Source organism: Oscillibacter sp. ER4, from assembly GCF_000765235.1.
GTDB classification, from domain to species: Bacteria; Bacillota; Clostridia; order Oscillospirales; family Oscillospiraceae; genus Hominicoprocola; species Hominicoprocola fusiformis.
Window position 1 is genome coordinate 15,757 of sequence record NZ_JPJG01000060.1, and the last position, 26,191, is coordinate 41,947.

General features: G+C 60.0%; 22 protein-coding genes. All 22 read left to right on the top strand.

Translation table 11 applies throughout. The features are described from left to right. Nucleotides 1-4 precede the first annotated feature (4 nt). The 22 genes from NI20_RS0109995 to NI20_RS0110095 all read left to right on the top strand — a co-directional run bounded on the left by NI20_RS0109995 (nucleotide 5) and on the right by NI20_RS0110095 (nucleotide 26,088). Nucleotides 5-2,002, top strand: a complete 1,998-nt coding sequence (locus NI20_RS0109995; RefSeq protein ID WP_033121250.1) for a hypothetical protein — start codon at nucleotides 5-7, stop codon at nucleotides 2,000-2,002. A gap of 110 nt (nucleotides 2,003-2,112) precedes the next feature. Further along, complete coding sequence (locus tag NI20_RS15875) at nucleotides 2,113-2,241, top strand: hypothetical protein (RefSeq protein ID WP_255358019.1); 129 nt, start codon at nucleotides 2,113-2,115, stop codon at nucleotides 2,239-2,241. A gap of 109 nt (nucleotides 2,242-2,350) precedes the next feature. Next, on the top strand, nucleotides 2,351-3,334 hold the full coding sequence (locus NI20_RS0110000; RefSeq protein ID WP_033121251.1) for a hypothetical protein: 984 nt from the start codon (nucleotides 2,351-2,353) through the stop codon (nucleotides 3,332-3,334). A gap of 19 nt (nucleotides 3,335-3,353) precedes the next feature. Further along, the gene (locus tag NI20_RS0110005; protein ID WP_033121252.1) at nucleotides 3,354-3,764 is read left to right on the top strand and encodes a hypothetical protein; all 411 of its coding nucleotides are present in this window, start codon (nucleotides 3,354-3,356) and stop codon (nucleotides 3,762-3,764) included. Between the two features lie 31 nt (nucleotides 3,765-3,795). Next, complete coding sequence (locus NI20_RS0110010) at nucleotides 3,796-4,794, top strand: hypothetical protein (protein ID WP_033121253.1); 999 nt, start codon at nucleotides 3,796-3,798, stop codon at nucleotides 4,792-4,794. Between the two features lie 75 nt (nucleotides 4,795-4,869). Continuing rightward, nucleotides 4,870-5,247, top strand: a complete 378-nt coding sequence (locus tag NI20_RS0110015; protein ID WP_033121254.1) for a hypothetical protein — start codon at nucleotides 4,870-4,872, stop codon at nucleotides 5,245-5,247. After that, nucleotides 5,244-7,406 carry a collagen-like protein gene (locus NI20_RS15900; protein WP_052084582.1) on the top strand — a complete coding sequence of 721 codons (2,163 nt, stop codon included), beginning with the start codon at nucleotides 5,244-5,246 and terminating at the stop codon, nucleotides 7,404-7,406. The genes NI20_RS0110015 and NI20_RS15900 overlap by 4 nt, the downstream gene beginning before the upstream one ends. 12 nt (nucleotides 7,407-7,418) lie before the next feature. Continuing rightward, complete coding sequence (locus NI20_RS15150; RefSeq protein WP_156108622.1) at nucleotides 7,419-7,559, top strand: hypothetical protein; 141 nt, start codon at nucleotides 7,419-7,421, stop codon at nucleotides 7,557-7,559. Next, the gene (locus tag NI20_RS0110030) at nucleotides 7,556-8,344 is read left to right on the top strand and encodes a DUF6273 domain-containing protein (protein WP_033121255.1); all 789 of its coding nucleotides are present in this window, start codon (nucleotides 7,556-7,558) and stop codon (nucleotides 8,342-8,344) included. The genes NI20_RS15150 and NI20_RS0110030 overlap by 4 nt, the downstream gene beginning before the upstream one ends. A 21-nt stretch (nucleotides 8,345-8,365) precedes the next feature. Further along, nucleotides 8,366-9,196, top strand: a complete 831-nt coding sequence (locus NI20_RS0110035) for a hypothetical protein (RefSeq protein ID WP_033121256.1) — start codon at nucleotides 8,366-8,368, stop codon at nucleotides 9,194-9,196. Then, nucleotides 9,193-9,531 carry a hypothetical protein gene (locus tag NI20_RS15420; RefSeq protein WP_033121257.1) on the top strand — a complete coding sequence of 113 codons (339 nt, stop codon included), beginning with the start codon at nucleotides 9,193-9,195 and terminating at the stop codon, nucleotides 9,529-9,531. The genes NI20_RS0110035 and NI20_RS15420 overlap by 4 nt, the downstream gene beginning before the upstream one ends. After that, nucleotides 9,528-9,752 (top strand): hypothetical protein, encoded by a 225-nt coding sequence (locus NI20_RS0110045; RefSeq protein WP_033121258.1) that lies wholly within the window; start codon nucleotides 9,528-9,530, stop codon nucleotides 9,750-9,752. The genes NI20_RS15420 and NI20_RS0110045 overlap by 4 nt, the downstream gene beginning before the upstream one ends. Beyond that, nucleotides 9,749-9,943: a hypothetical protein gene (locus NI20_RS0110050; RefSeq protein ID WP_033121259.1), complete on the top strand. Its 195-nt coding sequence runs from the start codon at nucleotides 9,749-9,751 to the stop codon at nucleotides 9,941-9,943. Before NI20_RS0110045 ends, NI20_RS0110050 begins: the two co-directional genes overlap by 4 nt. 5 nt (nucleotides 9,944-9,948) lie before the next feature. Then, nucleotides 9,949-10,593 carry an N-acetylmuramoyl-L-alanine amidase family protein gene (locus NI20_RS0110055; RefSeq protein WP_052084583.1) on the top strand — a complete coding sequence of 215 codons (645 nt, stop codon included), beginning with the start codon at nucleotides 9,949-9,951 and terminating at the stop codon, nucleotides 10,591-10,593. A gap of 58 nt (nucleotides 10,594-10,651) precedes the next feature. Further along, nucleotides 10,652-11,560 (top strand): hypothetical protein, encoded by a 909-nt coding sequence (locus NI20_RS0110060; protein WP_033121260.1) that lies wholly within the window; start codon nucleotides 10,652-10,654, stop codon nucleotides 11,558-11,560. Nucleotides 11,561-11,563: 3 nt separating this feature from the next. Beyond that, nucleotides 11,564-12,046, top strand: a complete 483-nt coding sequence (locus tag NI20_RS0110065) for a hypothetical protein (RefSeq protein WP_033121261.1) — start codon at nucleotides 11,564-11,566, stop codon at nucleotides 12,044-12,046. A 5-nt stretch (nucleotides 12,047-12,051) separates the two neighbouring features. Beyond that, a complete protein-coding gene (locus NI20_RS0110070) occupies nucleotides 12,052-12,261 on the top strand; it encodes a hypothetical protein (RefSeq protein WP_033121262.1) in 210 nt (69 codons plus the stop codon). After that, on the top strand, nucleotides 12,258-13,910 hold the full coding sequence (locus NI20_RS0110075; RefSeq protein ID WP_033121263.1) for a hypothetical protein: 1,653 nt from the start codon (nucleotides 12,258-12,260) through the stop codon (nucleotides 13,908-13,910). Before NI20_RS0110070 ends, NI20_RS0110075 begins: the two co-directional genes overlap by 4 nt. Nucleotides 13,911-13,935: 25 nt before the next feature. After that, nucleotides 13,936-15,336 carry a hypothetical protein gene (locus NI20_RS0110080; protein WP_033121264.1) on the top strand — a complete coding sequence of 467 codons (1,401 nt, stop codon included), beginning with the start codon at nucleotides 13,936-13,938 and terminating at the stop codon, nucleotides 15,334-15,336. Continuing rightward, nucleotides 15,329-24,268, top strand: a complete 8,940-nt coding sequence (locus NI20_RS0110085) for a hypothetical protein (RefSeq protein WP_033121265.1) — start codon at nucleotides 15,329-15,331, stop codon at nucleotides 24,266-24,268. Before NI20_RS0110080 ends, NI20_RS0110085 begins: the two co-directional genes overlap by 8 nt. Nucleotides 24,269-24,635: 367 nt before the next feature. Beyond that, the gene (locus NI20_RS0110090) at nucleotides 24,636-25,130 is read left to right on the top strand and encodes a type III toxin-antitoxin system ToxN/AbiQ family toxin (protein WP_033121266.1); all 495 of its coding nucleotides are present in this window, start codon (nucleotides 24,636-24,638) and stop codon (nucleotides 25,128-25,130) included. 160 nt (nucleotides 25,131-25,290) lie between these two features. Continuing rightward, nucleotides 25,291-26,088: a hypothetical protein gene (locus tag NI20_RS0110095; protein ID WP_033121267.1), complete on the top strand. Its 798-nt coding sequence runs from the start codon at nucleotides 25,291-25,293 to the stop codon at nucleotides 26,086-26,088. The last annotated feature ends 103 nt before the right edge of the window (nucleotides 26,089-26,191 follow it).

Below are 26,191 nucleotides of genomic sequence, written 5' to 3' on the forward strand. Positions count from 1 at the left end.
AGACATGGAAGAAAAAGCAAAGACAAGCACGATCAGCGAGGAGCTGCGCGAGTGGCAGGCGAGGCTCAATGAGAGCGACGCCAAGTGGTCGAAAGAAGTCGAAAAAATGAACGAGCGCGAGGCGGTCTACAACGGGGACCGCACGATGCAGCCGCTCGTCCCCGGCGACACGCACCTCGACGGCACGCTGAAAAAGACGAGCCACGTGCGCAACATCACGTTCGAGAACATCGAAAGCCAGGTATCGAGCAGCATTCCGCAGCCGAAGGTGACGCCGCGGCGCAAGAAGGACGAGCACCTGGCCGACGTGATCGAGCACTTTCTGCGCAACGAGCTCGACCGGCTCCCGTTTGAGGCGCTGAACGATCTGGCCGAGCGTACGGTGCCCATTCAGGGCGGCGTGGGCTTTTTGGTCGAGTGGGATAACACGAAGCGCACGAGCACGACCGTCGGCGAGGTGAACGTGACGCTCATCCACCCGCAGCAGTTCGCGCCGCAGCCAAACGTCTACACGGGCATTGCCGACATGGATTATTTCATCGTCAAGGTGCCGACGACGAAGGGCTACGTCGAGCGCCGCTACGGCGTGCTGCTTGAAAACGAGGGTGAGAGCGAGCCGGATGTCCGCGGCGGCGACGGATCCACGAGCGACCGAAACCTGACGCTTTACATCGGCTACAAGCTCAACGAGCGCGGCGGCATCGACCGCTACACGTGGGTGAACGACACGGAGCTCGAAAACCTCAAGGACTATCAGGCGCGCAGGCAGCCGGTGTGCAAGAGCTGCGGCAAGGTAAAGCCGCTGCCGGGGCAGGAGGTAAACGGCGCGGCCTACTCAGGCGGTGCGTGCCCGTGGTGCGGCGGCAAGGACTGGGAGAGCAAGACGCAGGACTTCGAAGAGCTCTATGCGCCGGTACAGCGCAGCGACGGCACGTTTATCGGCGGGATGCAGGAGACGGTGGACGAAAACGGACAGATCGTGCAGGTGCCGGTGCGCATCCCGTATTACCGGCCGGACCGCTACCCGATCATCTTGCAGCGCAGCGTGAGCGTCTTCGGCCAGCTGCTCGGGAACAGCGACGTTGACATGATCCGCGACCAGCAGAACACGAGCAACCGCATCGAGCAGAAGATCATCGACCGACTGATGAAGGCAGGTACGCGCATCACGCTACCCGACCGGGTGGACCTGCGCACCGATCCCGAGGACGGCGAGCGCTGGTACATCGGAGACCCCCGCGCTAAAAGCCTCATCGACGTCTACGATTTTTCGGGCAATTTGCAGTATGAGCTCACGTATCTGGCGCAGGTGTACGAAGAGGCGCGGCAGATCATCGGCATCACGGACAGCTTTCAGGGCAGGCAGGACACGACCGCGACGAGCGGCAAGGCCAAGGAATTCTCTGCCGCGCAGGCGGCGGGACGCCTCGAGAGCAAGCGCGTGATGAAAAACGCCGCCTACGCCGAGCTCTTCGAAACGATGTTCAAGTTCTGGCTGGCGTACTCGGACGAGCCGCGGCCGGTGACGTATAAGGACAGCACGGGCGAGACGATGTACGAGGAGTTCAACCGCTATGACTTCCTTGAAGAAGGCGAAGACGGCGAGCTGCACTGGAACGATCAGTTCCTTTTCTCGTGCGACACGAGCGCACCGCTGGCGAGCAACCGCGAGGCGATGTGGCAGGAGACGCGGCAGAACCTTGAGGGCGGGGCCTTCGGAGACCCGACGGACCTTGAAACGCTCATTCTGTTCTGGGCGAAGATGGAGGAGCTGCACTACCCCGGCGCGGCGCAGACGAAAAAGCACCTCGAAGAAAAGGCGCAGCGGCAAGAAGAAATGGCCGCGCAGCAGGCGGCGCAGCAGGCGGACATGCAGGGCGATATGCCGGGCGGCGGCGCTGGCGTGCCGGACGAGCTGGCCGCGGCGATCGACGCGCAGGCACAGCAGGATGCCATGAACGCCGCGAGCGGACAGGCGAAAGGACTTTACATGCAGCAGTAAGAAAGGCTAAAGGCGCGAAAGAAGGCGCACAGAGCATAGAGCCCCACAAAGGGGACAGCGCAGGGCAACAGCGGGAAAATGCCGAATCCGAAGGAAAGGAGGACGCGGGCATGAGCAAAAAGAGCGGTTACGTCGGCAGAATCAAGAACGGCGGCACGCAGGTCGTGAAAGCGCCGAACCAGCAGACCGACTCGAAGAAGGGCGTCGTCCACACGGGCAGCGACCTGAGAAGCAAGTAATAAAGGAATATTCCCCGTAAAGGGGACGCCGCATCCGTAAGGCAGTAAAACTGCCAACGGCTGCGCAGTCGCAGGGCGATAGCGGGAACATGCCAGAGAGGAAGAGAACATGGAATTCACGGAAAAAGACGTCTTTGAAGCGATGGGCCTGACGGTGCCGCCTGACGAGGCAGGCACGCAGCAGGAGCCCACAGGCGCAAACGAGCCGGGCGCCGCTGCCCCGGCCGCAGAAGAGACCAACGGCACGCCGGAGGGCGGCGATACCGGCACGACGGGCGGCGAGGGCGCAGAGGGCGCCGTAACCGCTCCCGAGGGCCGGGACGGCGCGGAAGGCGCAGAAGACAACAACGATGCGGAGGGCGCGAAGAAGGAGCAGACCCTCGACGAGCGCAGAGCTCATGCGGCGGCGCGGCGCAGAGCCGAGCAGCAGGCCGCGGTGGACGCGGCGCTCAAGGCGCAGAGCGAGAAGATGGACGCGGAGTGGAAGGCTTTTTTCGAAAGTGCGGGGCTCAAGAACACGATCACGGGCGAGCCCATCGCGACGAAGGAGCAGTTTGACGAATGGTCGAAGTCCTTCAAGCAGCAGAAGCTCGAAAGCGACCTCAAGGCCGGGAAGCTGACGCAGGAATCTCTCAATGAGGCGATCAGCGAGAATCCTGTCGTCAAGCGGGCAGCGGAGATCGTGGCGGCGCATGAGCGCGAGCAGGCCGCGGCGGAGCAGGAGAAGATGCAGCGCGCCATCGACGAGCAGATCAAGAAGATCCACGCGCTCGAGCCCGAGGTGAACGGCGTGGAGGATCTTTTGAAGCTCCCCGAGAGCGAGGAATTCTACGCGCGCGTGAAGAGCGGCATGTCGTTTTACGACGCCTACCTCATCTCGACGCGCGAGCGGCGCGAGAAGGCGCTGGCCGAGGCGGCGAGAGCGCAGGCCTTGACGGGTCAGAGGGGCAAGGACCACCTGACCGGCGCGGCGGCATCCCGCGGCGCGGGCGGCAAGATCGTGACGAGCGAGGAGCTGGCGAGCTTCCGCATCTTCAATCCCACGGCAACGGACGAGGAGATCCGCACGTGGATCGAGAAGAACAGAAACTAACGAGACAAGGAGGAACGCAATGTTTATTCCCATCAAATCGACGGACGGGGCAATGACCCCGTTTGAGTACATCGAAGCGGCGGCGGGCACGTATCAGGTCGGCCAGCTGCTGAACGTGACGAACGGCAAGCTGGCGGCGATCGCTGCCGACCAGGCGACCACGCCGCCCTATGTGTGCATGCAGAGCGGCACGGTGGCCGCGGGCGAGCTGCTGGCGGTGACTCGCGTGCAGGGCAAGTACACCTTTGAGACCGAGCTCGCGGCGGCCGCAGCGGCCGTGAAGGTCGGCACCAAGATCCAGGTGGCGAGCGGCGGCCTCAAGGCAAAGTACGTCACGGGCGGATCGGATGCGGCGGCGCCCGGCACGTTCGAGGTCGTGAGCCTTGAGGGCACGGAAGCGGGCAGCATGATCCGCGGCCGCTTTGTCTAAGGAAAACGGAAGAGAGGAGAGAAAGTAAGCAATGAAAATCATTTTTTCGGAATCGAGCAACCTGAACAACAGCGTTTACGGCAACTGCCAGGCGCCGATCAAGATGTTCCTTGAAAAGCGCGGCGAGGAATTTGAGCAGAACAGCGTGCTGAAGAACCTGTTCCTGACGGGTTCTTCCAAGAACTACGGCGACGTGATGACCACGCTGACGGCCATGAGCGGCTTTGAGCCCGTGGGCGAGAACGGCGCTTATCCGCTGGACGGCATGCAGGAGGGCTACCAGAAGTTCCTCAAGTACCAGACGTGGAAGGATTCTTTCAGCGTGTCCAAGGAGATGATCGAGGACGGCAAGCTGCTCGACATGCGCAAGCAGCCTGCGGCCTTTATGACCTCTTACAAGCGCACGCGCGAGCTCTTTGGCGCGGCGCTGTACGGCGCGGCCATGATGGGCAACAGCAGCGTGACCTTTAAGGGCGTCAAGTTCGACCTGACGGGCGCGGACGGCAGCAACCTGTTCGCCAAGGAGCACGTGCCCAAGGTGAGCGGCGACAAGCAGTGCAACTGCTTCAAGGATGCGTTCAGCGTGGACGCGCTGGGCAAGCTCGAGACCAAGATGCACCTGTTCCGCGGCGACAACGACGAGATCCTTGACGTGGCCCCTGACACGATCCTGATCCCCGAGAACGCCGACCTCAAAAAGGCGGTATTCGCGGCCATCGGCGCGGACAAGGACCCTGTGAGCGCGAACAACGCCTTCAACTATCAGTACGGCCGCTGGAACGTCATCGTGTGGCCGTATCTGAACCACTACATCACAAACGGCGTTTCCCCGTGGGTGCTGCTGGACAGCAAGTACAACGAGACCTACGGCGGCGCGGTGTGGAATGACCGCATTCAGCTCGAGGTGCGCTCCACCATCGACGAGAACACCGACGCGAACGTCTGGCGCGGCCGCAGCCGCTTCAACGCGTGCTTCAACGACTGGCGCTTTGCCGCCATCGGCGGTATCGCGGCGGGCAACTCGCTCTAAGGCAATAACCCCAAGGCGGGCGTGGGACAAGACCCGCGCCCGCCTTTATCCATCATTGAGAGAGGAGAGAAGAACATGACGCCGAGAAAAGCGATGCAGCACGCCGACACGGCGAAGCCGAACGCCTTTCCCGAAGAGGAAAAATTCGAATGGCTCAAGGCGCTTGAGGGCAGGATCGCGGCGGACGTGCTGCTGGCGACGCCGGAAGAGCTCGAGCAGATCATGGCGACCGGCTATCCGGACGGCATGGACGAAGAGCTGCTGGTGAAGGCCCCGCACGACGAGCTTTACGTGCTGTACCTCAAGGCGAAGATCGACGCGGAGAACGGCGAGTACAGCCGCTATGCCGATTCGAGCCAGCTCTATAACGAGGCCTACGGCAACTTTGCCCGCTACTGGGGCAGGACGCATGAACCGGCGCAGGGCTACGAGAGGGGGTACGAGATCGTATGAGAGAGATCGAAGTGCGCGAGCTGCCGTATCTGCCGCTGGGCCATCAGGGCGAGAACGAGGCGCAGAGGATCGTCTGGCGCGGCCTTGCGGACAGTTGGGCGCGGCTGTACGGCGAGGGCGTCTTCGCGCTGACGGTGCTGCGTGAGGGTGACAGCGTGCCGTATCCAGCGAGCCTTAAGAGCGAGAACGGTGACGTGATCTGGACGCTGAGCAACGCCGACACCGCAAAGGCAGGCGAGGGCATGGCCGAGCTCACCTACACCGTGGGCGGCGCGATCGCCAAGAGCCGGACGTGGCGCACGGTGGTCGAGCCGTCGCTGAGCGCAAACGGCACGACCGAGCCGCCCGCAGCCTATCAAAGCTGGGTCGACGAGGTTTTGCAGGCGGCGGCGGATGCGGAGACGGCGGTTTCCAAGATGCCATACGTCGACGAGACCACGGGCAACTGGTTCAAGTGGGACGCCACGGCGGGCGCTTTTGCCGACACGGGCGTTGCCGCGACCGGGCCGCAGGGTGAAGTCGGCCCCAAGGGAGATACCGGCGAGCAGGGCCCCAAGGGCGACACAGGCGCAACCGGCCCCAAAGGAGACACGGGTGCAACCGGCGCACAGGGACCCAAGGGAGAGACCGGCGCAACCGGTGCGACGGGGCCGCAGGGCCCCAAAGGTGAAACCGGCCCCCGCGGCCCGCAGGGAGAGCAGGGTATTCAAGGCGAGACCGGCCCCGCTGGTCCGAAAGGTGCAAAGGGAGACAAGGGCGATGCCTTTACCTATTCCGACTTTACGGCGGCGCAGCTTGCCGCGCTGAAAGGAGACAAGGGCGATACCGGACCAAAAGGAGAGAAAGGTGACACCGGCGCGACCGGACCGACCGGACCCGAAGGCCCGCGCGGCCCGCAGGGCGAACAGGGCCCGCAGGGGAAGACTGGCCCGCAAGGCGAGCAGGGCCCCGCTGGCCCCAAGGGGGAGACCGGCAGCGGCTTTAAGGTGCTGGGCTACTACGGCACAAAGGCTGCGCTGGATGCCGCGCAGAAAGCGACCGCAGCGGCGGGCGATGCTTACGGCGTGGGCACGGAAGAGCCCTACGACATATACATTTTCGACGGCATTACCGGCGAGTTCATCAACAACGGCCCCTTGCAGGGCGCGAAGGGTGAGACCGGCGAGCGCGGGCCGCAGGGAATTCAGGGACCGAAGGGAGACCCCGGAAAGGACGGCGCAAAGGGCGCGGACGGCCTGCCCGGGAAAGACGGCGCAGACGGTGCGCCGGGTAAAGACGGGACAAACGGACGCGACGGCGTGACGTTCACGCCGAGCATGAGCGACGACGGCGACCTGTCGTGGACGAACGACGGCGGCAAGGCGAATCCGAAGACCGTGAACCTCAAGGGTCCGAAGGGCGACACGGGCGCACGGGGGCCTGCCGGTGCTGACGGCGCGAAGGGAGATACCGGCCCAGAGGGGCCAAGGGGTCCGCAGGGAGAGACTGGTCCAGCTGGCGCAGACGGCAAAACGCCGGTGAAGGGCACGGACTACTTCACACCTACCGACGTCAACGAGATTGCGGCGGAAGCGGCGAAGAAGGTCGATGTCTCCGGCAAGCTGGATAAGACCGGCGACGGCAGCAACGTCACGGCGGCGTTCACGGCGGCTTCCACCAGAGCAAACATTGCGACGGGCGAAAAGCTCTCCGTGCTGTTCGGCAAGGTTGCCAAGTGGTTCGCCGACCTCGGCATTCTGGCCTTTAAGTCGACGGTGGCAAAATCCGACCTTGCAAGCGACGTACAGACGAGCTTAGGCAAGGCTGACAGCGCGTTGCAGAGCGCTCCGGTTACAAGCGTCAACAGCAAGACAGGCGCGGTGAGCCTTGCAAAGGGAGATGTAGGCCTCGGCAATGTGGACAACGTCAAGCAGTACAGCGCAAGCAATCCGCCACCGTATCCTGTCACGTCGGTCAATGGTAAGACGGGCGCGGTCACGGTGAGCGTGCCGACAGTTCCATCCACGACCAACATCCTCAAGGGCAATGGCTCGGGCGGACTGGTGGCGGCGACGCGTGGCAGCGACTATATCGCAAGCGGCAACATCGTTAAGCAGACGCTCGTGAGCACGGAGACCCAGCCCACTGAGAACTACGCGATCAACTGGGTGTACGGCTAAGGAGGGGCGAAGATGGAGATTTACATCAAAGACGAGCGCGGCGAGAAGCGCAGGGTCAAGGCTATGTACGTTTTCAAGGAAGGTACGCCGCTGCACTACGCCGTGACCGAGTACGCGCGGCTGCGCGGGCTGCCTGTGGAGGTGCGCGCATGAGCCATAAAACCCTCGTCAATGGCACGGCCTACGAAGTGAAGGGCGGGAAATGCCTCGTCAACGGCACTGCGTACAGCATCAAGAAGGGCAGGACGCTTATCGGTGGGACGGGATATGACATCACGTTTGGGCCGTCCTACGACCCTGTGTTTGCCAACAACACGTGGGAGCAGATTATCGCGGCGTGCCATAGCGGCAGCGCGCCGAGCGCTTGGGCGGTGGGCAACAGCAAGCCCATGACTATCGGCGGTGTGGACTACCAAATCGACATCATCGGCAAGAACCACGACGACTATTCAGACAGATCGGGTAAGGCTCCGCTAACCTTCCAGCTGCATGACTGCTACAGGAAGTATTGGATAAACGATAGTAGCACCAACGGAGGCGGTTGGAAAAGCTGTTACATGCGGCAAACGTACATGCCTATCATCCTCGCCGGGATGCCGACGGAGGTGCAGAATGGCATCCGCGAGGTGAACAAGCTGACCTCGGCGGGCAGCCAGAGCGGGACCATCAACACCACGGCGGACAAGCTGTTTCTGCTGAGCGAGATCGAGATTTTCGGCAGAGTCAGCTATTCCAAGAGAGGCGAGGGCACGCAGTACGACTACTACAAGGCGGGCAACAGCAAGGTGAAGAAGTATAACGGCAGCGCGAGCTACTGGTGGGAGCGCTCTCCGTATGGCAGCGACTCCACGAATTTCTGCATTGTCCGCAGCGACGGCAGGGCCTCCCGCAGCGGCGCGAGCAGTGCGTATGGCGTGGCCTTCGGCTTCTGCTTTTAATTATAAAAGGAGTGATAACACATGACTTACATCAAAGTCAACAACACCGAATACCCCGCAGAGATCAACGGCAACCCCAAAGACCGTACGTGGGGCGAGCGCGACACAAAGACCATCGCGCTCACCATGCTCTACGCGCAGGCGGCGGCGCTGCTGCCTGACAATACCCCGTGGATCATCGTCCAGCGCGACATGGTGGATGTACTGGACGAGCAAGGCCATCCCACGGGCGAGACCAAAGAGGTCGTCAACGAGTATGACAACAGCGAGTACAGCATCGCGGGTGACATCACTGACCATCGCGACGGTACGGTGTCTATCAAGATGGGCAAGCCCACGGAATCCGAGCTTTCGGCGGCGACCGTAACGGCGCTGGTCGGCCAGAGCATCACGCCGCAGCGCGCGGCAAAGCTGCGACCGATGATCGAGGCGGCGGCAACGAGCCTGCCGGACAGCGACGCGGCAACGGCGGTTGAGCTGTTCCCGCGCTGGGCGGATCACATCGGCGAGACCGTCAAGCCCGGCGACCGCCGCAGCGATACGGACGAAAGCGGCGTGCTGCACGTCTACCGCGTCAACAAAGGTCAGGGCCACACCACGCAAGAGAACTGGCCGCCGCACTCCACCCCTGCCATGTGGACGATCATCAACGTCGACCACGCGGGCACGCAGGATGACCCGATTCCGGCTGCTCGTGGTATGGAGTACACCTATGGTCTTTATTACAAAGACCCCGAGGACACTAAGCTGTACAAGTGCGAGCGTATCGGTGAGCAGTCCGGTAACAAAATCACTCTCCAGTATCTTCCTCACGAGCTGGTTGGACAGTATTTTAAGGAGGCGACGGTATGACGGCGGCGTTGATTTCCGCCGCAGCGGCGGTCGTGGTGGCACTCATCGAGGCCATCGCCGCCCGCGACCGCCGACGCGACAAGAAGGAGCGCGAAAAGGCTGCCGAGCAGCAGAAGATGCAGGAGCAGCTGATGCTCAAGCTCATCGAGGGCAGCTGGGCTGCCATTGCGCTGGGCGAGGCGACGGCGAAGGCGATGCAGCGCATTCCGGACGCGCACTGTAACGGGGACATGCACGCCGCACTGGACTACGCCGCCGAAGTGAAGCACAAGCAAAAAGAATTTTTGGCCGAGCGGGGAATTCACTCCATCCTCGATAACGGGGCGGCAGCATGAAAGCGCTGAAAGCCCGCTGGGACAAGATGAAAAAGCGGGACAAGTACATATCCATCGCCATTTTCAGCCTGACGTGGTACACCGTCGCCTCGCTTACCATGACGGCGCTCGGTGTTCCGCCGCCCGACGTGCTGACGGAACGATGGTTCAAGGCGTGGACAACGGAGCTCGTCGTGGTGGCGGGCATCAAGATTTTCAGAAAGGACGATACGGTTTTATGAATGAATTACTGAACAAAAGAATTGCGAACCTTCTCAGCGTGAAGAGCCTTGTGACGATCGCGCTGACGGCGACCTTCTGCATCCTGACGGTGCGCGGCGCGGTCACGCAGGAGTTTAACACCGTGTACCTCATGGTGATCGCGTTCTACTTCGGCACACAGAACGCCGCGGGCAGCGCGAAGGGAGAGTGAGCGGTGTGAATATCCGCAAATATCCCGCGAACGCGGGGAACGTCGGCGGCACGCGCGCGGCGAGCGGCATCCGCTACATCGTCATCCACTACACCGGCAACGACGGCGACACGGCGATGAACAACGCGAAGTATTACGCGGGCAACGTCGTGAAGACCAGCGCGCACTACTTCGTGGACGAGAAAGAGATCGTGCAGAGCGTGGACGACCTGCGCATCGCGTGGGCGGTCGGCGGCAACAAGTATCCGAGCTGCGCGCAGACCGGCGGCGGGACGATGTACGGAAAGTGCAAGAACGCCAACAGTATCAGCATTGAGCTGTGCGACGCGGTCAAGAACGGCGTATACGCGCCGGGCGCGAAGACCGTCGCGCAGGCACTTGAGCTGACGAAAGCTCTGATGAAGAAGTACAGCATCCCCGCGAGCAACGTGATCCGCCATTTCGACGTGACGGGCAAGCTCTGCCCGGCGTACTGGTCGGGCAAGGAGAACGCGGGCAAGTGGGAAAAGGAGTTCAAGAGCAGGCTTGCGGGGCCGGACTACCGCGCGCAGCTTCAGAAGCGCGCGGGGCTGACGGACGGCACGATGGATTACCTCTCGGCGTATCAGTACGGCGACGACCTTGTCCGGAAGCTCGCGACGATGAAGTGAAGCACGGGGCGGGAGGGCGTGCAGCTCTCCCGCCCGAGAAGAAAGGAGGGGAGGAAGTATGCCTTCCAACTGGCTATACATCGACACGAATTTCCCGTCGTTCACGCAGAAAGAGAGCGTGAACGACAAGGTCGAGACGATGCAGGACTACCTCTTCATGCTCGTCGAGCAGCTGCGCTACACGCTGCACAACTTAGACCTTTCCAACATGAACAAGACGGCGACGGACGAGTTCGTCAAGCAGATCACCGATCCCATCTACGGCGAGATCAAGGACGCGGAGGGAAACATCACGCAGGTCGCGCTCGTGGCTGAGGGGCTGGCGGCGCGCATCGGCGACGCCGAGGGCAACATCACGCAGCTGCAAGCGACGGCGCAGGGCCTTTCGGCGAGCATTTCGAACCTGAACGGCAGCGTGACGAACCTGACGGCGGACGTGAACGGCATCCGCGCGACGGTGAGCACCAAGATCGACGCGACGCAGGCGCAGAGCATCTTTGACCAGAGCGCGACCGGCTTCACGCTGGGCGCGACGAGCGGCGAGAACGGAACGATCTTCAAGCTCAATTACAACGGCGTGCAGGTGGCGAGCACGGGCAGCATTGATCTGTGCGTGGATGCGGTGAACATCTATGGCACGCTGACGGCGGGCGCGCTGCGCGGCGGGAGCGTGAGCCTGCTGGCCGGAGATACCCCTGTCGGCAGCATGGATCTTGCCTACACGGGCACGGGGCAGGTCGGCGTCGGTCTGACGGCGACCTATGGTGGCATGAAGATGCACGCAGCGGGAAATATCTTTCTTGAATCCGAGCTGGGGCCGTTTGCATTGATCGGAAAAGACGATGCCAGCGACTACCCTGTCGTCTCGCTCGGCGGCGGCTATCTGGTGCTGAGCGGCAACTACACATTCGGCGCTTCGCCGCCGAGCCACGCGCCGTATGGCACGGTGTTTTTCATCGAGGAGTAAGGCATGGCGAGCTTTTATTGTACGCTGTCACCGGTCGACGGAGACGGGACACAGCTCAGCGTCTACGCACGGTTTACTGGCGGCTCGGATGATTACACGTATAAGCGCTCAATCGACATCCGCATCACGGGCGTCGGGACGTTCTCGTTCGATTCGAGCGAGGTCGGCGGCGGGGAGAGCACATTCGTCGGCACGATCACGGGGCTATCGCCGGGGACGACATACGAGTGGGTGTGTAACCTCTATTATTGGGGCGGCGACTGGATCGTATCGGATTACTACGACGAGGGTACCGTCACAACGTACAGCGGCGGCGGTGGCGGCGGAAGCAGCGCGAAGGCGGTCATCAATGTCGGGACGTATGCCTATCCGAACTGGAAGAGATACCGCGCGATCGTTAACATTGGGACGTATTACAACACAAATTGGCTATCGGTTCGACCGGTCAACAATTACGGGAGCTATTCGCAACCCAATTGGAGGTAAAGAGCATGAATGAAAAGATCAAGCAGGAAGCGGCGCACGCGATGCGCCTGATCGGCATTTTGAACGTCAACGGCGACGCCGTCGATGTGGTGGCAGCGGTGCGCCAGTCGCTTCGCAATATCGTGACGATCTGCGATGCGGCGGAAGAGCCGACGCAGGGCAACGCGCAGGACAAGCAGGCGGCAGAGCCGAAAAAGGCCGGTGAGGCCAAATGAAGCTGCCGGAGGTCCCGTATGCCGACGGCATCGGCAAGCGCGGGCAGCTGCAATTCTACGGCCTTGACCACAACCTGGGTGCAGGGGACGGCGGGCTGTGGGACATGCAAAACCTGACGAGTGACTATTATCCTGTGCTTTCGACGCGCGCAAAACGCAAAATTTACAAGAATCTTGTCAGTCCGGGCGGGCTTTTTGCGTGGGACGCGCTGGCGTGGGTGGAGGGCACGGCCTTCTACTACGGCGGCGCGAAAAAAGGCGACGTGACGGCGGGCGAGAAGCGCTTCGCCGCCATCGGGGCCTATATCATCATCCTGCCGGACAAGGCGTATTACAACACGGTATCAGGCGAGTTCGGCAGCCTTGAGAGCACGTGGAGCGGCAATAGCCTGACGTTCACGAACGGCAAACTCTATGAAGAGGCCGCGGAGGCGAACACCATTCAGTGCAGCGGCGTCGCATGGAGCGACTACTTCAAGGCGGGTGACGCGGTGACGATCTCCGGCTGCACGAAGCACACGGAGAACAACAAGACGCCGGTGATCCGCGAGATTGACGGCGACAAGATGTATTTCTACGAAAACGTCTTCAAGCTGGACGGCGATAACGGCACGACAGAGTACACGGAGACAGGAAACTTGACGGTTCGGCGCACGGTGCCGGACTTAGAATACCTGTGTGAGAACGAAAACCGGCTGTGGGGCTGCGACGGCCGGACGATCTACGCAAGCAAGCTCGGCGACCCCTTCAACTGGAACGTGTTCGAGGGCCTTGAGACCGACAGCTACGCCGTGGACACGGGCAGCGCGGGTGACTTCACGGGGTGCGTGAGTTTCCTCGGCTATCCGGTGTTCTTCAAGGAGGACCACATCTACAAGGTGTACGGCAGTATTCCGTCCAACTTTGAGGTGATGGGCTCGGCCACGCTGGGCGTCGCCAAGGGCTGCGGCGGAAGCCTCGCCATCGCGGGCGAGCGGCTGCTGTACCTCTCCAATTCCGGCGTGATGATCTACTCGGGCGGCATCCCGCAAAGCCTGCACGACGCCTTCGGCATGACGAGGCTGCGGAACGGACGCGCGGGGAGCGACGGCCTCAAATACTACCTGAGCGCGCAGGATGAGGCGGGGGACTGGAAGCTATACGTCTACGACACGCGCAAGGGCATGTGGCACATCGAGGACAAGACGCACGCGACGCACTTCTGCCGTTATCAGGGGAACACCTATTTCCTGACGGCGGAGGGCGAGATCGCGCTGACGGGCAACATCCTCGACGCGCCGGAGGGCTGCACGGACGAGGAAGACTTCACGTGGTTCGCTGAGACGGGCGACTTCACGGAAAAGGGCTCGAGCCAGTCAACAAGCTACGACGGCGTGAAGAAGAGCATCGCCAAGCTGTGGGTGCGCATCGAGGTCGCGGCGGGGGCCGAAGCAAAGGTGCTGATGCAGTTTGATTCCGACGGGAAGTGGGTGCAGGCCGGGCAAACGCTGAAACCGGAACGAAAGCGCAGCTATTACCTGCCCATCGTGCCGCGGCGCGCGGACCATTACCGCATCCGCATCGAGGGCAAGGGCGAGTGCCGCGTCTATTCGATGAACCGCGAGTATTACGCGGGCAGCGAGCTCAAGAGCACGCGCGGCCCACAGTGAAAATTCAAGCAGAGAGGAGAAGAAAATGGCGTATACATACGATGACTTTCAAAAGGCGGCAAGCGGCAGCAATGTGAATTTTTCGCAGTACGATCTCGACCTTGCGAAAAAGTACCCTGAGTTCGGCATGAGCGTGCTCGACCTCAAGAAGCAGTACGCAGGCGCGACGACGGCGGAGCAGCGCGCGCTCATCAACGCCAAGGCGAACCAGCTGCGCAGCAGCTACGGCAACTACACTGCCGGCGCGGATGGCAGCCAGTACGTGAGCGACGGCAAGTACGCGCCGAAGATCGACGAGACGCTCGACAAGATCGGCTCGTTCAAGCCGTTTACATACGACAGCGCGCCGAGCTACGAAAACCGCTTCCAGCAGAAGCAGCAGGAGCTTTTGGACGCGGCGCTCAAGCGAGATCCGTTCTCGTGGAGCAAGGAGACGGATCCGCAGTACAGCAGCTACAAAAAGACGTATCTGCGCGAGGGCGAGCGGGCGACGGCGGACGCACTGGCGAAAGCAAGCGCCGCGAGCGGCGGGCGGCCGAGCTCGTTCGCCGTGAACGCGGCGACGCAGGCGGGCGACTACTACGCGACGAAGCTCTCCGACGTGATCCCGACGCTCTATCAGCAGGCATACGAGCGGTATCTCAAGGACTACCAGATGAAGCTGAGCGACCTGAACGCGGTGAACCAGCAGGAGCAGCTGGACTACGCAAAGTATCTCGACCGGCTGAACCAGTTCAACACCGACAGGAACTTCGACTACAACAACTACCTCGGCGAGTACGGCCGCTTGCAGGACTACCTCGGCGGTTTGCAGGGGCAGGACAACACGGAGTACAACCGCTATCTCGGCGTGCTGGACGAGATCAGGGAAAAGCAGCAGCAGGACCAGGAGCTCAGCCGGTCGCAGGTTGACGCGATGCTGCAAGCGGGCGTGTCGCCGAGCGCGGGGCTCATCGGCAAGAGCGGGTACGAGAGCGAGTACGTCAAGGCGCTCGAGAACTACTACAAGCAGCAGGCGGCGCAGGCCGCGGCGAAGACGAGCGGCAGAAGCGGCGGGACCACGAGGCGGTCCGGCGGAAACGATGGGGGCAACGAAAGTTCGATGAAGCTGAGCACGGCCAAAGACATGGCAAAGCAGGGCATTTTCAGCGCAGAAGTTCGTCAGGCATTTTATGATGCCGGGTACAACGATGAGTATTTAAAAAATGCCTACGGCTACAACCCCAACCATGCATGGATGTATGACGGCGACTATAACGGAGCCTATTTCAACGCGGCCATGAGCAGTTTGCGCACGATGCTCGAGCAGGGCAAGACAGATAACGCCATCGGCGGAATTCAATCCTTCTGGGACAAGCTAAGCAATGAGCAGAAGCAGAAGGTCAGGGCGCTCGTCGAGAGCTACGGAGGAAGCATCAGTGGTTAAGGTAACATTCAACAATAAACCGGCGCAGGGGAAAACTGCGCCGGTTTCCCCTAACAAGAAGACCGGCGGAGGCGTCAGCATTGCGTTTCCGAACGGCATAAAAAAACAGGGCTTCATTCAGACAACGCCATATCAAAAGGCACTGGACGAGGCCATTTTGAAAGCGTCGGCGACGGATCGCCGCGCGTCGAGCCCGATGTTCCGCCAGCAGGAGAATGTCGTGACGCCGGACGTACAGAGCGCCATCATGCAAGGGCTGATGCAGGACGCCTTACAGCAGCAGAGCGCGAAGAAGTACCAGAGCCCAGAGGCAATGAAAAAGGCCGCAGAAGAGCCGAAAAAACAGACGCTCGGCGAGCGTGTCGGCAATACGCTCAAGGGCGCGGCGAAGACCTACGGCGCGGGGCTTGCGAACATTGCGGGCGAGCGGCAGATCGGCGCGAACATGCAGCAGCGCGCAGACATGGAGAAAGAAATCGCCTTGTGGGACCAGGACATCGCCGCACAGAAAAGCGTTTTGTCCGATCCGAGTGCAACGGAAAGCGAGCGCGAGACTGCACGCACCGTCATCGAGACGCTGGAAGCCAGAAAGGCGGCATACCGGCAAGCGTATAACGAGGGCGGCGTTGCAGATCAGGCTGCAAATGAAATTTATAAGGCGGCCGACAAAATGGCCGACAGTGGCGCGAGGAACATCGAAAAGGCGAAAAGCGGGCTCGGCAAGGTCGGGCAGCTCGCCATCGATGCGAGTGTCGCGGGCGCGCAAATGGGCGCGGATGCTGCGGCGAGCGCCCTGACAGGCGGGGTCGCGCTTATCCCGATGTTCATTCGCGGCGCGGGCAGTAGCGCGCAAGAGGCGCGCCGACAGGGCGCGACACACGAGCAGCAGGTCCGATACGGCACATTAAGCGGCGCGCTGAGCGTGGCGACGGAGAAAATCGGCAATGCGGCGACGCCGTTCAAGAAGATGTTCGGCAAGGGCTTCTTGGATAACGTCATTGAACGAAGCGTGAAGGGACTGAACAACAGCGCGGCGGGAAAGCTCGTACTGTCGTTCCTTGAAGAAGGCGGCGAAGAGGTCCTTGAAGACCTTGTACAGCCTGCCTTGCAGACGATCTATAACGGAAGGACGGTTGGCGGGAGCTATAGCGAGCTGGAAGCGGCGGAAGTGCTGAACGACTTCCTTGTCGGAGGCATTCTCGGCGGGCTGGGCGGCGGCGTGGACGCCATCAGGAACCGCGGTTACTACGACAGCCACACGGAGATGCCAAAGATTGAGGGCACCAAACCGAACACCACAGCGGCACAGGAGAAGACGGCAACGCCGGAAACGACAGCGCCGATCTCTCCGCGCGCGCCGGGTGCCGCGGCGGTGATGCAGAACAGCACGCCTGCGGCCACGCCAACCGCCCGGCAGCAGAACACCATGCCCGCACAGTCTGCGGTGACGCCTGAGAGCGCGCAGGGCACGGGCGAGGGTCATTTGACGCCAACACAGCAGAACGCCGCACAGGGCGTGGCAGAGGGCAAAGCGGACGCGCTGGACGCGGGCAAGCGCGTCGCGCTCGACAAGTACACGACGCAGGAGAACGTGCAGCAGGTATCTCAGAAGATCAACGACGGCACGCTGGCCGTGGATGCAGAGCACAATATCTATCGCGTGAATGAGGATCAGCACATCGACCGGCGCGACAGCGCGAGCGTGGGCGAGCGGAGCGTGAACGCCTTCCAGTTCGACCACCCCGAGCTGCACAGCTATTACGCGGACGCGGCGGCGGTCTTGCAGGAGGAGATGAGCTTCGCCCAGAAGGGCGGCGAGCTCATCCGCCGGACGAGCCGCGAGGCGGGCGACGACGAATACATCCGCACCAAGCGCGGCGTGAGCGAGCGCATCGCACGGCTGCTGGATGACGAGGGCGTGCGCTACGATGACATCGACCGCTCGCTGAGTGCGATCATCCACAACCACGGGCAGGAAAACTTCGCGGCGGCGAAGCGCGTGGAGCTGCTGCTGGACGACATGCTGACAAACGGGTATACTGATATCCACGGACAGCGCATCGCGCCGAACGAAGCATACATTGCAGCAAAGAAAGCCATCCCCGGCGCGGACATGAGCGAGCGGACACACGAAGAGCTCCCGATCTATGACATGCCGGAGGGGCAGAACGGAGGAATTGACAATGCAGGACAAGAAACACGGAACGATGCCGCGGGGACTGAGTTTGCCGACGCTGCCGAAAGAGGCACACCAGGCGAGGCAAACGCAGCGCGTGCACTATCTGATGGAGCTGCCGAACGGGGAGAGCGCCGGGGTAACGGAAGAGAATCTGAGCGCATTCCTCGAGAAGTACGGAACGTCGGCGGAGAAGACGGAAACGCGCTAACGGTACAACAGCGGCTTGCGGCATCCGGTATCTCACAATTCATCAGCCCGCGGGAGGCCAACGTGCCGAACGGCGCAAGCGGCGATAACACCGTCACCATCTTTGACGAGGCGGACTGGGACCAGGAGCTTATCGGCGCGGCGGACTGGGCAAAGTCCAAGGGCGTGAAAAAAGTGACGGCGCTGCTGGGCGTCATCAAGGTTGAAAAGGACGGGAAAACCGGCAGAATTTTCGGCGCGTTCAACGCCGACACGGGCGAGATTTTCGTCAATGCCGGTTCAGTGCAGCGCAGCGTGAGCGAGACGATCGAGCATGAAACAGCGCATTATCTGGCCGAAGTGGCAAGGCGCGAGAACGTCAGGACGTTTATGCGCGACGTTCAGAGCCGGTATAGCAGCGAAGAGTGGGGCAAGGTGTACGACGCTTACTTCGAGCGCTACGCAGCGCTGACCGACAACTACGCGGGAATGAGCGAGAGCGATATCGAGCTATACGTATGGGAAGAGATCATGGGCGACGCCTATGCCGAGATCGACCAGTATGACGAAAAGGCGAGCCGATTCAACCGAGAGGCAGAAGACGCACTGTCGCAGAGTGGGCAGGAAAGCAAAAGCACCTTACAGAGAGAACGCGCGACGAGCGCGGCGGAGCAGGGCCGCGAGACCGCGGCGGCGACGGAACGCAGGAGAGGGCCGCCTGAGAAGTTCAGCGTGCTCGAAGAGGTCGAAGGGGAAAACGGTACATACGGCAAGGGCGTCATGCTCGACACTAACCTCTTCGATGGAATCCGCCCGAGAGACTGGGGCAAGACGCTCGGCCAATACGTCTATAACAATATGGCAGGAATGGAGCTGACGGCATACGATGCAGCCGGAAAGCCAGAAACGATCTATCTTGCCCGCACAAACGACCGCGTGCAGAAAGACGGCGCGAAAAACAGCCACAAGGTTATCGACAAGCTGGCGAGAAGCACGGGAGACAATATCCGCAGCCTTGCAGTCGTCCACCTGGATGAAGCGCTAACGACGTCCAGATATGAAAATTCCACCGATGAACATAATCATCAGTGGATGGATGAAAACGGATGGGAATACAGAAAGACATATCTGCAAGACCGATCCGGAAATATTTACGAGGCAACGCTGAACATTGCAGATGGACGGGACCGCAAGATCTTGTACGACATCAATAACATTCGGCTGGTCGACAAAGCAAAAAGCCCCGGCGAGCATACCGCTGCTGGCGATAGCCAGCGCTCCCGTTATCAGGAGCCGACGGCGGGTGATACTCAATCCGAGGCAAAAGCCGGAGAAATTACCGGCGGCGTCGTGCCCTCAGCCGTTACCGGAGGGGCTCGCTCAACATCACGCAATTTCTCCGAAAAGAGAATAGCAGATGAAAGCGAAAATGTCAAGTCGCCGACGTTGGGCGACGAGATCCACAGGCAGATCATGGGCGAAGAAAACGAGCCAAGCCAAATGCCGCCTGGCAACCGAGTATTAAAGTCCTCGGAGCTGCGAGCAAAGGCTAAGCTCGATGACAGCAGTGTATCAGACGGCGGCGGGAACGTCAAGCCGAAGACGCGCTTTTCGTTGGATGAGCCGGTCGAGGAGACGAAGACGCTCGTCGCCATGCACAACATGACCGAGGAGAAGCTGCGACGTACGCTCGACATCGGCGCATGGCCCGCGCCCTCTATTGCCATTGTCAAGGCGAAAGACGGGCACACAAACTATGGCGAGTATTCCGCCGTCTTCCCGCGCGAGACCATCGACCCGCAGAGAAGCAGCAAGAACAAGGTCTACGGCGGCGACGCATGGACGCCGACGCACGATAACGCCATAGTGGAGCGCGGCGTAAACTACGAGGCGCGGCGGGCGTTCGATGAGAACATCAAGAACCTGTCCAGCCAGTTTGCGGGCGGCGTTTTCCAAGGCAGCGGCACGCTGGGCAAGATCGGATTGGAGAATGAGACCAGATGGGAGCCGGAAGAGATCGCCGACAAGCTGGCGAACCATCCGGAGGTGCAGGCGGCATTCCTTCAGAGCGAGGGCAAGAGCCTTGAACCGGTGTACCGTGACAAGCAGTTCGACCGTTTCTTCAGCAACGCGACCATCCGGAGATACCTTGACACGGTGGGCGAACAGGAAGTGGCGCGACTGGCGGTGAAGCTGATGACCGGCGAGCGCCTGACGGCGGAAGAGATGAAACCGGCGGAACAGGCCATCCGGGAGGTCTATGCAGAGGAACACGCCAACTTCCTGAACCGCAGACCGGAATCCAAGGAGAAGCGCATCGACTACTACATGAAGAACAACGTGTTCCCTAACCGGGTGGAGGACTTCATCCGGAGCACGCAGGAGTTCTATGAGAGCGGCGGAAGCGCGGGCGAGATCGACAAGGAAGCCACGGCGGCCAAGATGATGGAGATGATCGCACCGGGCGGAAGCTGGAACGATGCGCTGCGGACGGTGAAAGACTGGGTGCAGCCACAGCTGGAGGGGCTGCTGGGTGAGCGCGGCATCTACAACGGCAAGGACGCCGTGACGGACCGCGGCAGGCGCAGCTTTGCGGAGACGCATTGGGACTACACGGCCGAGAACATCGTGAAGGCAATGAATATGGCCGCGGCCAAGGGCGCAAATGTATACGGCATCACGCCGGAGACGCTGGCGGCGACGGCCACGCAGGAATATCGGAACGTGGACGAGATGCACGCGGACGAGGCGAGACTGCGCACGGTGAGCGAAGAGGAACACGAGAAGGCGCTGCGAGACCTCGGCATCTACCTTGACCGGGTGACGGACGATCTGCTGCGTACCACAAAACACCGGTTCGACAACACCTTCGAGGAAGAGCAGAACCTGAGCCGCATCATTGCAGAGGCGGCCAAAGGCAAGAAGACTGCGGCGGCGGTGAAGGCGGCGTTCCGCAAGGAAGGTTATGCCATATCCGACGGGCACGCCAAGAGCATCCTTGCGCTCATTGACCGCGCAGCCAATATCCCGACGGGGTACTACGAGGCGAAGCCGCAGCGCGTCGTCGGCTTCGATGAAGCGCTTGCTGTTGTCGCGCCGGATGATGCGCCGGGTGACCTCTTGAGCGAGATGCGCGATGCGGGCATGAACGTCGTGGAGTACCGCGCGGGAGACGACGCAGACCGCCTTGATAAGATCAACAGCATCAAGAACGTGCGTTTCTCGGCGGAAGATGAAGGCGGCGAGCCGACCGAACAGCAGGAACAATCCTATGAAAAGGCGGAGCGAGACGGTAAACGTGGAGATTATAGATCAATCCCTGCGGAGTGGAAGACAAAGCTCGAACGCGCACGGACGGCGGCAACGAACAACATCAAGCCATCCGGCTTCGACAGCTACGATGCCTATCTCGATGCGCTGGACAAGCAGCGCGCGGCGGATCGGGCTGAGCGGCTGCGCGTCAAGAGCCGTGACGAATTCAAGGGCACAAAAGCGCTCGACGAGTTGGGAGTGAAGATTGCGAACAGCGCAGGCATTTACCATAATGCAGAACAGCTTATCGCCAATGACAAGGCGGCAAAGAGCATCCAGAACGCAACGAAGCGCGCCGAGCAGCGCTTGGGCGCGACGCGGCAGGAAAAGACCATCGCGCGAGACATTGTAAACGGCGAGCGCTCGATGGCAGATATCCCTCGCAGCGTGAAAAAGTCGCGCGTGCTTGAGCTCGTGGACTATTACACGGCACAAAAGGCGACGAAGACGGGGCTCTTGCAGCAGCAGCGCATCGAGATCAACGACGCACTGCGCGAGCAGGCGCGCGAGCTCATCGGCACAGAAGCGCCGGAGATCAACCGAAAGGGCCTGAACAAGCTCTTCGACCCAAGTAAAGGACTTGTGCTTTACCATCGCACGCCGCAGCGCATTATGCGCGCTCTTTTTGGCTGGAAGCAGGGCCAGCAGATCAACGAGGCCGTTTTCGAGCCGGTCTACGAGAACGAGCAGGAGCGCAAGCGCTTCATCAACCGCATGTTTGACGAGGTTCGTGCCTTCGAGGGTGCGGACGGCAAGAAAAGCGGGCTGAACAAGGACGAGAGCGCCTTTGCGCAGAGATTGAAAGAGGGACGAACCGTCGAGGAGCTGGTTGAAAAGTCCGGTGCGGCGGAAAGCATCAGAGCGGCGGCGGAAAACCTGAAAAACGGCGCGGAGATGAAAGACGCCGCGCGGGATTTCAGCCTCGACAAAGGTTCGCGCGATCTGGCGCGGCAGTATGCCGACTGGCTGCAAACGCAGGATGACTACGCGGCGGCAAAGAACGTCGACCGCACGAAGGTTGAGAACGCGATCGAGAAATACACAGAGCTCTACGACAAACTCTATGCCGCGATCAACGACTTCCTTGTAGCGCACGGGTACGAGCCCATCGGCTTTATCAAAGGCTACGCGCCGCACTTCCAGACGAGCGAGGCAAACGGAAAGCTCGAGAGCGCGCTCAAGGCAATCGGCGTCGACCTCGGCTCTGGCGTAGGCAAGCTGCCGACGAGCATCGCAGGTCTGACGAAATCCTTCAAGCCGAACAAGCGGTACAATCCGTTCTTCCAGCACCGCAGAGGCAATGAGACGGACTACGATATCGTCAAGGGCTTCGAGACATACGTGGACTATGCGAGCGACGTGCTGTATCACACGGACGACATCATGCGCGTGCGCCAGATGGCAAACTACCTGAGGTCGACATTCGCACCGGAAGAGATGAAGGCGGACATCGACCAAATGGAGGCCATGCGCTACGCTCCGGCGGATGTGAAGGAAGAATACTTGCGCGATAAAAAGAAGATCACGGGTGATACCTTCCTGAGCTATGAGGACCTGACAAACCTGATGGAACAGTATACGGACGAGAAGTACCGCAGCATCGAGGACGCGACCGAATTCAGCGACCTTGTTTCGTGGATGGATGACTACGCGAACAAGCTCGCGGGCAAGCAACTCTTCGAGGACCGCGCAATGGAGCGAGAAGTCGGGCGCGAAGCGCTGAACGGCGCGAAGAAGCTCAACCGCATGTTCGCCCGCGCGAACGTGGCAGGAAACCTCTCGTCGGCACTGAACCAGACGGCGCAGCTGCCGATGATCGCAACCGAACTCGGTCAAAAATATACGTGGCGCGCTGTGGGCGACATCATGAGAGGAAAGACGACCGGCATGAGCGCGTTTCGCGGGGAGAGCGACTTCCTGACGGAGAAGAGCAGCATTGACTATATCCAGAGCACCAAGGGTGAAAAAGCGATAGAAAAGCTATTCAGCCCGCTGGAAAAGGTCGATACTCTCGTCAGCACGATCGCCGTGCGCGGCAAGTACCGTATGGAGCTGGACGCGGGCAAGAGCCCGAAGGAGGCGATGAAAGCGGCGGACCGCTGGGCGCGTGATATCATGGGTACGCGCTCGAAAGGCTCGGTGCCGCTGACGTTCCAGTCGAAAAACCTTATCGCACAAATGCTGAACATGTTCCAGGTCGAGGCGGCGAACACATTCGAGCACGTCACGCAGGACAGGCTCGGCCCCGGCTTCAAGGAAATGGCCGCGAAGATCGGTAAGGATAAGGCCAAAAAAAAGCTCGCAAGCGACGTCATTGCCTATATGCTGCTCGCTTTCCTGCTCAACCGACTGGATGAGGATGCCTACGGCGGAACGCCTGCGCCATTTGACGTCCTCGGCATGGGGCTGAACGCCGTTGCGTCCGGCAACGGATTGACTTCGAGCGACATGCTCAAGATGATCACCGACGATGTGACCGAAAACATCTTCGGCGAGCGCCTTTTCGACACCGATCCAAACGACATGAACGACGAGTTTGACGGCTGGTCGGCGGCGGAAGATACGCTATACAACATCAGCAACGATGTACCGTATGTGCGCAACGTGGCGGGCCTGCTGGGTCTCGGCGACGAGACGCTGCCAATGCCGGACCTGTGGGGCACGGCGACGGGAATCGGCAAAACGCTCAAAAAGCAGGTAACCGGAAAATTCGACAGTCCGGGCGACTTTTGGAGCGAGGTCGGCCGCCAGTTAATGGGCCTCGCGGGCGACACGCTTCCGGGCGGCCGCCAGCTTGAGAAGACGGCGCAGGGCATTGAAGCGCTGGCGCGCGGCGGGTCCTATCAGGGCACAGGCGGCAGCAAGCGCCTACAATATCCGGTGGAGCCGCCGATGGAAGATCCGTTTGAAGCTCTGCGCGCGGCGCTTTTCGGGAAGAATGCGCTGAACGAATCGCGCGTGTATTGGGCGGAAGGCGGCAAGGCGCTGAGCGCATCGCAGACGACGCTCTACCAGGAGCTCGTCGACAGCGGCATGAGCCGCAAGAAAGCATACGAGACCATCAGAGACTTCAACGACGCGACGGCCGATCTGGAAGCCGACAAGGACGAGAACGGAAATCCCGTCAGCGGAAGCAAGAAAGAAAAGGTCGTCGAGGCGATCAATAAGCTGCCGCTGAGCCGGAAGCAGAAAGACTTGCTCTATCTCAGCAGAGGGTACAGCGAGAAGGACCTTGGCGAGATGCCGTGGAATTAAGAGAAGGGCGGGGCCGTGAGGCCTCGCCCTTTTGTCCGAAAACGGCTACAACTGGCCGTAACTGGCCGTAACTGGCAACAACTGGGAAAAGAAATGTTCGCAAAATGTTGACTTTTTGAAACAATCGCATATAATAACAGTACAGAGTGGGACCCATGGGCGACGCTCTGCTGACAAGAACAATACCCGGTCGCCAGTTCTTGCCGCCCCCAAAGAGGAAAACCTCTGCCTTAAGTGAGGAGCTAAAAAAGAGGAGAACCCCTACCTTGAGTGGGGAGCCAAAAAAGAGGAGAGCCTCTGCCTTAAGTGAGGAGCTAAAAAGCGGGTCAACGCAAGTTGCCCCGCTTTTTTACAGAAAGAGATTGCCATGGAAAAGCTGAGAATATATAGAATCAGAGACGGATTTATCGAATTTCTGCACGAAAAGGACCACCGCGTGCAGTTTAACAAAAGGGAACGCCGCCCCTACATCGGCGTTGTTCTGGAAATCAACGGGCACAAATACTTCGTCCCGATGGAATCGCCGAAGCCGAACCACGAAAAGCTGAAAAGCAATGTACATATTATGCGCATTGACGGCGGGAAATATGGCATTCTCGGATTCAACAATATGGTTCCGGCGAAAGATTTTTTCCTCGTCCCGTTCGATATCGAAAAAGAGCCGGACGAGCGCTACAAGAACCTGCTGCGGAATCAACTGGAATTCTGCAACGACCACAAAGAGGACGTATACCGACACGCAAGAAAGACATACGACGGCGCAACAGGCGGGCGCAATCCGTTTCTCACAAGGGTGTGCTGCGACTTCAAATTGCTCGAACGGGAATATGTAAAATATTACTTCAAGACAACGGAACAGTAAAGGGCGGGGCCGCGAGGCCTGAGCCTGCCGACGCTGGATGACTGAGATAAGGCAAAGCGGCGGTATGAATTCTGTCCATACCGCCGTTTTTTTGAATAACGCCTATTTACAAGCTGCAAAAAAGGGTGTAGAATCCGACTATTCAAAGGAGGAGACTGCCATGGTACTTGTAGATCACGACATCGCAAGGATGGTGGAAAGCAATAGCCTTATCGAGAACTTTGATGCAAATTGCCTTACAAATATCGGGTACGACTTGAGGACGGAGTATTTCGCGGTTAACCAGAAAGAGGAATGTTCCGCTACGTTAAAGCCGGGGGAATCTGTGTTTGTTGCTTCGAAAGAAGCGGTTAGGCTGCCCGATAATCTGCTGGGGCGAGTTTATCTGAAAAACAGCAGAATAAGGCAGGGGCTATCGCTGGAATCGCCCGTATATCAGCCCGGGCATTTTACAAAGGTGTTCTTTCGGCTGAGAAACGTATCGAACGGAGAAATCAAACTGTCCGAGGGGCAGAAATACGCCATGATCGTCTTCGAACAGTTAAGCGGAGAGCCTGACGAGCCGTATCACGGGACATTCCAAAGCGAGATCGACTTCAAAGGGCTTGCCGATTATACAGAAATCTACAAGGAGCAAGTAGAAGAGATTGAGAAGAAGACCGAGGATCTAAAGAACATGGAGCATAGCATCTATGCAAACGTCCTCGTGATTTTAACTGTGTTTGTTGCCCTGTTTTCCTTTTTAACGACAAACATCGGCTTATTTTCCAGAGAAAGCAGCAGTGCCGAATTTGCTCTTTACAATTTCATTACGCTGGGTGGAATCAGCTTCTTGGTCGCCGTACTATGCAGCACGATTGGAACAAACAAATCTGCCAAACAAGCAATTTGGATAGCGACCGCCATTTTCTTCGTTGCCGCATTCTTCTTGTTATGGAAAATGAAAATTATTGCATAAACAGCAAAGGCAGGGCAAAGGCCCTGCCTTTTTTTGATGAGCGCGAGATATACGGTTCAATCGCAAATGGCTGGTACTATTATGGATAAATGAAATATCGGCC

Bases quoted from the DNA above. Each gene is read 5' to 3' on its own strand.
- NI20_RS0109995 (WP_033121250.1), top strand. From the start codon at position 5: ATGGAAGAAAAAGCAAAGACAAGCACGATCAGCGAGGAGCTGCGCGAG.
- NI20_RS15875 (WP_255358019.1), top strand. From the start codon at position 2,113: ATGAGCAAAAAGAGCGGTTACGTCGGCAGAATCAAGAACGGCGGCACG.
- NI20_RS0110000 (WP_033121251.1), top strand. From the start codon at position 2,351: ATGGAATTCACGGAAAAAGACGTCTTTGAAGCGATGGGCCTGACGGTG.
- NI20_RS0110005 (WP_033121252.1), top strand. From the start codon at position 3,354: ATGTTTATTCCCATCAAATCGACGGACGGGGCAATGACCCCGTTTGAG.
- NI20_RS0110010 (WP_033121253.1), top strand. From the start codon at position 3,796: ATGAAAATCATTTTTTCGGAATCGAGCAACCTGAACAACAGCGTTTAC.
- NI20_RS0110015 (WP_033121254.1), top strand. From the start codon at position 4,870: ATGACGCCGAGAAAAGCGATGCAGCACGCCGACACGGCGAAGCCGAAC.
- NI20_RS15900 (WP_052084582.1), top strand. From the start codon at position 5,244: ATGAGAGAGATCGAAGTGCGCGAGCTGCCGTATCTGCCGCTGGGCCAT.
- NI20_RS15150 (WP_156108622.1), top strand. From the start codon at position 7,419: ATGGAGATTTACATCAAAGACGAGCGCGGCGAGAAGCGCAGGGTCAAG.
- NI20_RS0110030 (WP_033121255.1), top strand. From the start codon at position 7,556: ATGAGCCATAAAACCCTCGTCAATGGCACGGCCTACGAAGTGAAGGGC.
- NI20_RS0110035 (WP_033121256.1), top strand. From the start codon at position 8,366: ATGACTTACATCAAAGTCAACAACACCGAATACCCCGCAGAGATCAAC.
- NI20_RS15420 (WP_033121257.1), top strand. From the start codon at position 9,193: ATGACGGCGGCGTTGATTTCCGCCGCAGCGGCGGTCGTGGTGGCACTC.
- NI20_RS0110045 (WP_033121258.1), top strand. From the start codon at position 9,528: ATGAAAGCGCTGAAAGCCCGCTGGGACAAGATGAAAAAGCGGGACAAG.
- NI20_RS0110050 (WP_033121259.1), top strand. From the start codon at position 9,749: ATGAATGAATTACTGAACAAAAGAATTGCGAACCTTCTCAGCGTGAAG.
- NI20_RS0110060 (WP_033121260.1), top strand. From the start codon at position 10,652: ATGCCTTCCAACTGGCTATACATCGACACGAATTTCCCGTCGTTCACG.
- NI20_RS0110065 (WP_033121261.1), top strand. From the start codon at position 11,564: ATGGCGAGCTTTTATTGTACGCTGTCACCGGTCGACGGAGACGGGACA.
- NI20_RS0110070 (WP_033121262.1), top strand. From the start codon at position 12,052: ATGAATGAAAAGATCAAGCAGGAAGCGGCGCACGCGATGCGCCTGATC.
- NI20_RS0110075 (WP_033121263.1), top strand. From the start codon at position 12,258: ATGAAGCTGCCGGAGGTCCCGTATGCCGACGGCATCGGCAAGCGCGGG.
- NI20_RS0110080 (WP_033121264.1), top strand. From the start codon at position 13,936: ATGGCGTATACATACGATGACTTTCAAAAGGCGGCAAGCGGCAGCAAT.
- NI20_RS0110090 (WP_033121266.1), top strand. From the start codon at position 24,636: ATGGAAAAGCTGAGAATATATAGAATCAGAGACGGATTTATCGAATTT.
- NI20_RS0110095 (WP_033121267.1), top strand. From the start codon at position 25,291: ATGGTACTTGTAGATCACGACATCGCAAGGATGGTGGAAAGCAATAGC.